General features: G+C 45.2%; 4 protein-coding genes and 1 pseudogene. 3 read left to right on the top strand and 2 right to left on the bottom strand.

All coding sequences use genetic code 11. The features are described 5' to 3' along the window. Together V7D75_RS01915 and V7D75_RS01910 are read right to left on the bottom strand one after the other, a co-directional pair. Positions 1-648: pseudogene (locus V7D75_RS01915) on the bottom strand (two-component sensor histidine kinase); the annotation flags it as partial. 14 nt (positions 649-662) lie between these two features. Beyond that, positions 663-1,364 (bottom strand): response regulator transcription factor, encoded by a 702-nt coding sequence (locus V7D75_RS01910; RefSeq protein ID WP_333613182.1) that lies wholly within the window; start codon positions 1,362-1,364, stop codon positions 663-665. Between the two features lie 300 nt (positions 1,365-1,664). On the opposite strand from V7D75_RS01910, the gene V7D75_RS01905 reads away from it, so the two are divergent. From V7D75_RS01905 to V7D75_RS01895, 3 genes are all read left to right on the top strand, one after another. Then, positions 1,665-2,201, top strand: coding sequence for a Spy/CpxP family protein refolding chaperone (locus V7D75_RS01905; protein WP_333613181.1), 537 nt, complete (start codon positions 1,665-1,667; stop codon positions 2,199-2,201). A 276-nt stretch (positions 2,202-2,477) separates the two neighbouring features. Next, complete coding sequence (gene ggt, locus V7D75_RS01900) at positions 2,478-4,442, top strand: gamma-glutamyltransferase (protein ID WP_333613180.1); 1,965 nt, start codon at positions 2,478-2,480, stop codon at positions 4,440-4,442. 360 nt (positions 4,443-4,802) lie between these two features. Further along, a partial coding sequence (locus V7D75_RS01895; RefSeq protein WP_333613179.1) for a PHP domain-containing protein occupies positions 4,803-5,806 on the top strand: 1,004 nt, incomplete at its 3' end.

Below are 5,806 nucleotides of genomic sequence, written 5' to 3'. Positions count from 1 at the left end.
GCAGACTAACACACTAAAGAGGATAATCAGCAGTAAACGCACGGTAAAATTACCGCGTTGCAGCGCTAAAACATCAGCAAAACGCAAATGCGGGCGCAATTGTATAATGGCCATTTGCCCGTCTGGCAAATCTACGGTGATATCTGCCAGTTCTGGGCGATTATTAGGGTCAAAAATTACTTCTCTATTCGGCATCGCTGGATGCAGAATTTCATTAATAAAAGAAGGCTTTTCATAGGTGCTGTCATTTTTATCATGATGCGCTCTACGATTGTCAGACATAGGATGCGATGGCAAGGCATGCTCCACGTCCTGCGTGTTTCTTTGACGCTCCTCCCTATAGCGATAGCGCGGAAAAATAATAGCGCCCTGCTCGTCATAGATTCTGATTTGACTCATCAGTCGTCGGTCTTGACGGTAAAGTTGCCTGACTGCCAATAAATCACCTGCTTGCAGCGCCGCTACCACTTCTTGACGCTTGAGTAAAAGACTGTCAATTTGCACGTCCATCCGAGCGCTGAGTTCTTTACCATTGAGCCAACGTTCTACCGTGACAGAGATGATAGAGGTGATGAGTACCGTCAATAACAGACTGAGAAATAGTCGCCAAAATAGCGTGATTCTTGGCTTAAATGTAGAAGTAGGCATCGATGCGTCCGTCATTACAGTACCAACTGATAACCTTTACCACGAATTGCCTTAATAGACTCATCATGAAAAGGCTGAAGTTTTTTACGCAAGCGCGACACATGCACATCAAGACTGCGATCAAACGGCTGCAACTCACGCTGTAAGACATGTTGTGACAGCCACGCTTTACTCACTACCTCGCCTTTTTGTTTAAGTAGTGCCACCAACAAATCAAACTCTGTACCAGTCACTTGTAGCTCAACGCCATCTATTTGACAGATACGCTGATTTTGGTCCAAATGCAGGCGACTCTCTGGCAGTGGCGTGTGCTCGGAGGTGGCCGCACCCGATGCGGTAATACGGCTACGTTTAACCACCGCATTAATACGTGCCAGCAGCTCACGCGGGTTACAAGGCTTGGTAATATAATCATCTGCGCCAAGCTCCAATCCAATAATACGATCAATCTCCTCACCTTTTGCCGTCAACATAATGACGGGAATATCGCTAATCGCTGGTAGCTGACGCAGGACACTGAGCCCATCTATCTTTGGCATCATAATATCGAGGACCAATAAATCATAAGGCGCACTATCATGCATGGCTGATTTTAAGCGTTCGATGACCGCCTCGCCATCATGCACACAGTCACTTTGGATGCCATGATTATGCAAATACTCTTGCAGCAGTTGGGTCAACTCTTCATCATCGTCACCCAATAAAATGTTTGGCATCGTTATCCTCCACTCTTATCTACCTTCTCGCCGCTCAGTCAAATGATTCTAAGCATGCCATAGTATGGCTGATATTATCAGGCAAGCGCCCATCAATGCGCTACAAACGTTACCTTTCTTAATATTTCATAAATGTTCGCAACTTCTAGCTGTCGTATGATAGTCGCTATCAGCAACAAATACTGATGGCAAATGATGATTCATAGTGGCTATCCGGGACACTTGATAATCATTACTTCTCAGATAAAAAACCTCTTTTCGTAATAATTAACGTTTGCACCATAATTTAAGGTAATGATAATGAAAAAATTATTGATAGGCTCAGTACTCGCGATATCTAGCGTCTTAACGGTTACGGGCTGTACCAGTGTCAACGCCACCACCGATACGACGTCAGCAACGCCAACAACGTCCAGTATACAAAAACATCACAAAGCTGGCATGAAAAACGGCATGCGTAAAGGTGGCATGAGAGGCCCTATGTCGCAGTTGGATTTGACAGCGACGCAGCAGGCACAAATCAAAGCCATTATGCAAGAAAAATATAGTGGCAACAAAAACGACCGTAGCAAATATCAAGCAGAACGCGCACAAATGCAACAACAAATGCAAACGTTGACCAATGCCAAAACTTTAGACACGGCAGCCGTCAACCGCCTAGCCGATCAACAAGCGGCAAAGACCAAACAGCGTTTTATTGAACGCGTGCAAACTGAGCACGCCATCTCACAAGTACTAACCCCTGAACAGCGTCAAAAAATGGCGCAATTAAAATCAGAAAGAAAAGCAAAAGGTCATCACGGTGCAAAAAACCGTCAGATGCATGGCAAGTATTAGCAAGGCATGTAATTGACCACTACTCTTTAATGAGAATATGAGTATTTAAAAAAGTAGATTATAAAAAAGCGCATCGGTTAGCCGGTGCGCTTTTTTTTGGCTCTTTTTTTATATTTCGAATTTACAAAGCTTAACTACCTTATAACGGGCTTCTTTATCTGAAAAGAAAAATAGTAAATCCCTTCCTACTACTGGCAATGTCCGTTACTATTTAACCTTATTGATTCACCTTTCTTTTTAGCCCAATTTTTTCACCCTCGTAAAAAGGACTTTGCGATGTCAACTCTGTTTTCTCATTCTCATAGCACCCAAACGCTCACCCATAAAAAACTAAAATCTGCGGTGCTGATTATCACTAGTACGCTATTGCTAACGGTCTCTGCTCACGCCGCAGAAACCAAACCTACGACCGCAAAAACCACTATTAATCCAACCTCGATTAATACCAGTGCGATTAATTTAGCGATTATGGCTGATAATCCGACTGTATTGTCCGAGACTCAGCGCATTACAAAATCGAAATCCTCTGCCCTAGCGCCCACTACCGCCACAGGCACAGCCGTCGTTAGTGGCAAGACAGCCAAAACCGACCAAGCTATCTACTCAGCTGACGCCATTCATCACCCTGTTTGGGCAAAAAATGGCATGATCGCCACCCAAGAAGCGCTTGCCTCTGATATCGGCTTAAAGATTTTAAAAGATGGCGGTAATGCTGTTGATGCCGCTGTCGCCGTTGGCTTTGCCTTAGCAGTGACTCTGCCACGGGCGGGCAATATCGGCGGTGGCGGTTTTATGATGGTCTATGATGCCAAGCAAGGCAAAACGGTTGCACTCGACTATCGCGAAAAAGCGCCCAGTAGCGCCTCACGTGATATGTATCTTGATAGCGATGGCAATGCCGTTAGTGATTTATCCCGTTATCATGGCTTGGCGGTTGGCGTGCCGGGCACCGTAGCAGGCTTACTAAAAGCCTTGGAAGATCATGGCACCATGAGTCGCGGGCAAGTCATGGCTCCAGCGATTGCACTGGCTGAAAACGGTATTGAAGTCACCGCTGGTTTGTCCGAATCGCTAGAAGCGTTAAGTGACCGTCTACAAAAATGGCAAAGTACCAAAAAGATATTTTTTAAACCCGACGGCAGTGCCTATCAACCCGGTGAGCTACTACGTCAACCGGAGCTGGCAAAATCTCTGAAACTGATTGCGGCAAAAGGTGCTGATGGATTTTATAAAGGCGAAACCGCGCGTAAATTGGTCAAAGCCGTCAATGAAGCTGGTGGCAATATGAGCTTGCAAGACTTAGCCAATTACAAGGCGATTGCTCGCGTACCCGTTAAAGGTGATTATCGGGGTTATGAGATTGTCTCCATGCCGCCGCCGTCTTCTGGTGGCATTCATATCGTGCAGATTTTAAATATCTTAGAAGGCTATCCACTAAAAGACTACGGTCAAAACAGCGCACAAACCATTCACTTAATGAGCGAGGCCATGCAATTAGCGTATGCCGATCGCGCAGAATATTTAGGAGATGCTGACTTTATTGACGTGCCTGCCAACGGTTTAACCTCACAAGCTTATGCCGATAAACTGCGCAGTTTAATCAATCCCAATAAAGCCACGCCAGCGGCAACCATTAAAGCCAATAACCCACTACCATACGAGAGCGACCAAACCACGCACTTCTCTATCGTCGATAAAGACGGCAATGCCGTAGCCAATACTTATACGCTGAATTTCTCTTATGGCACAGGGCTTATCGCTGAAGGTACAGGGATTTTGTTAAATAACGAGATGGATGATTTTTCTGCGAAACCCGGCGTGCCCAATGGTTATGGCTTAATCGGTGGCGATGCCAACGCAGTTGAGGCCAATAAACGCCCATTATCTTCAATGAGCCCGACTCTGGTATTCAAAGATAGCAAACCTTATATCGTTACTGGCAGCCCGGGTGGTAGCCGCATTATTACTACCGTCACGCAAGTCATTTCCAACGTCATTGACCATGATATGAATATTGCCGAAGCGACCCACGCACCGCGTATCCATGACCAATGGCTGCCCGATGAGATTCGTATCGAAAAAGCCTTAAATGTTGATACGATTAAAAAGCTAGAATCAATGGGACATAAAGTTAGCCCGCAGTCAGCCATGGGTTCAACCCAGTCGATTATGATTACCCCAAATGGCGTTTATGGTTCTTCTGACCCACGTATCGTCGATGCCGCGGTGGTGGGTTATTAAAGTTTGATAGTTTGTTTTAAAAGTTAATCTTTTAAAAACAATTGCAAATAATGCCCTTCTCTAGCCTTTATCTTGCCCTCTATTCTTTATTCTTAACCCTATAGAGGGCATTTTTGGCTAAACTCATTAAAACTGTTTCATCCTGATTAAACTTGCTTTTTCTACCCTCGCCCTCTCTCTTATACGTTTGAATCGGTGGCTGTCTGCGCCAAATAATGCTATTATTGACGACCAGCTTTAAAAGCTCAAAATATCAACTTTCACGTCCTATCACTTCTTGAAAAACCATAACGTATTGATAATAAAAAATTTATTATCATACAGCTTATTCCCTTTTGATTGCACCAGTAAGAGTCTTCTATGGCATTTGTACACCTTGGCATCCACAGCGAATATTCCATTACCGATTCTATCGTGCGTATCAAGCCGCTGATTAAAGCGGCAGCGGCAGATAATCAGAGCGCGCTGGCATTGACTGATTTATCCAACCTTTATGCGACGGTGAAGTTTTATCGTGCCTGCTTAGGGGCGGGTATTAAGCCTATTATCGGCAGTGAAATCATTATGGATAATGAGGACACGCGCTTGGTGCTACTGGCGATGGACAATGAGGGTTATCAAAATATCACCCGTATCGTCTCGCTTGGCTTTACCGAGGGACGCGCCGATGCTGCCAATCATGGGGTGCCAGTGGTTGAGCGTCGCCATGTTTTAGAGCACGCCGCTGGTGTCATCGTTTTATTTACCGAAAAATCCGATGTCGGTCAGGCATTGGTGAGTTCTATGCCAGAAAAAGCTGACGAGCTGCTGACAGAATGGCAAGCACAGTTTGATGATCGCTTATATTTCGCTATTAAGCGCACCAATCGCTCGGGTGAAGACGCTTTTATAAAAGCGGCTATTCATGCCGGTGCCAAGCATCGTATTCCTATTATTGCTCATAATGATGTGCGCTTTTTAGAGCAAGATGATTTTGACGCTCACGAAGCGCGCGTTTGTATCGCAGGCTCGTATGTTCTTGCCGACCCCAATCGTCCACGGCTGTATTCAGATGAGCAGTATTTAAAAACCCAGCAGGAAATGACGGCGCTGTTTGCTGATATTCCGCAGGTCATTGATAATACCTTACGTTTAGCCACGCGCTGTAATGTGACCTTGACCCTTGGCATTAATGTCCTGCCTGAATTTCCCGTGCCCGAAGGCGAAACGATTGAATCGTTTTTCCGCGCCGAATCAATACGCGGTCTTAATCATCGATTGGATAAGCTCTTTCCGATTGAAGCACGTACTGACAATTGGAGTGACTTTCGCCAAAAGTACGATGAGCGCTTAGAATATGAGCTTGAAGTTATCTTATCAATGGG

This window comes from Psychrobacter sp. (genome assembly GCF_036731945.1).
Taxonomy (GTDB): domain Bacteria; phylum Pseudomonadota; class Gammaproteobacteria; order Pseudomonadales; family Moraxellaceae; genus Psychrobacter.
Note: the sequence above shows the minus strand (reverse complement) of the source record. Positions and strands in the feature narration are given on the sequence as shown.

What these genes read in the sequence shown, in the direction of transcription:
- ggt (WP_333613180.1), top strand. Translation starts at nt 2,478, where the DNA reads ATGTCAACTCTGTTTTCTCATTCTCATAGCACCCAAACGCTCACCCAT.
- V7D75_RS01905 (WP_333613181.1), top strand. Translation starts at nt 1,665, where the DNA reads ATGAAAAAATTATTGATAGGCTCAGTACTCGCGATATCTAGCGTCTTA.
- V7D75_RS01910 (WP_333613182.1), bottom strand. Translation starts at nt 1,364, where the DNA reads ATGCCAAACATTTTATTGGGTGACGATGATGAAGAGTTGACCCAACTG.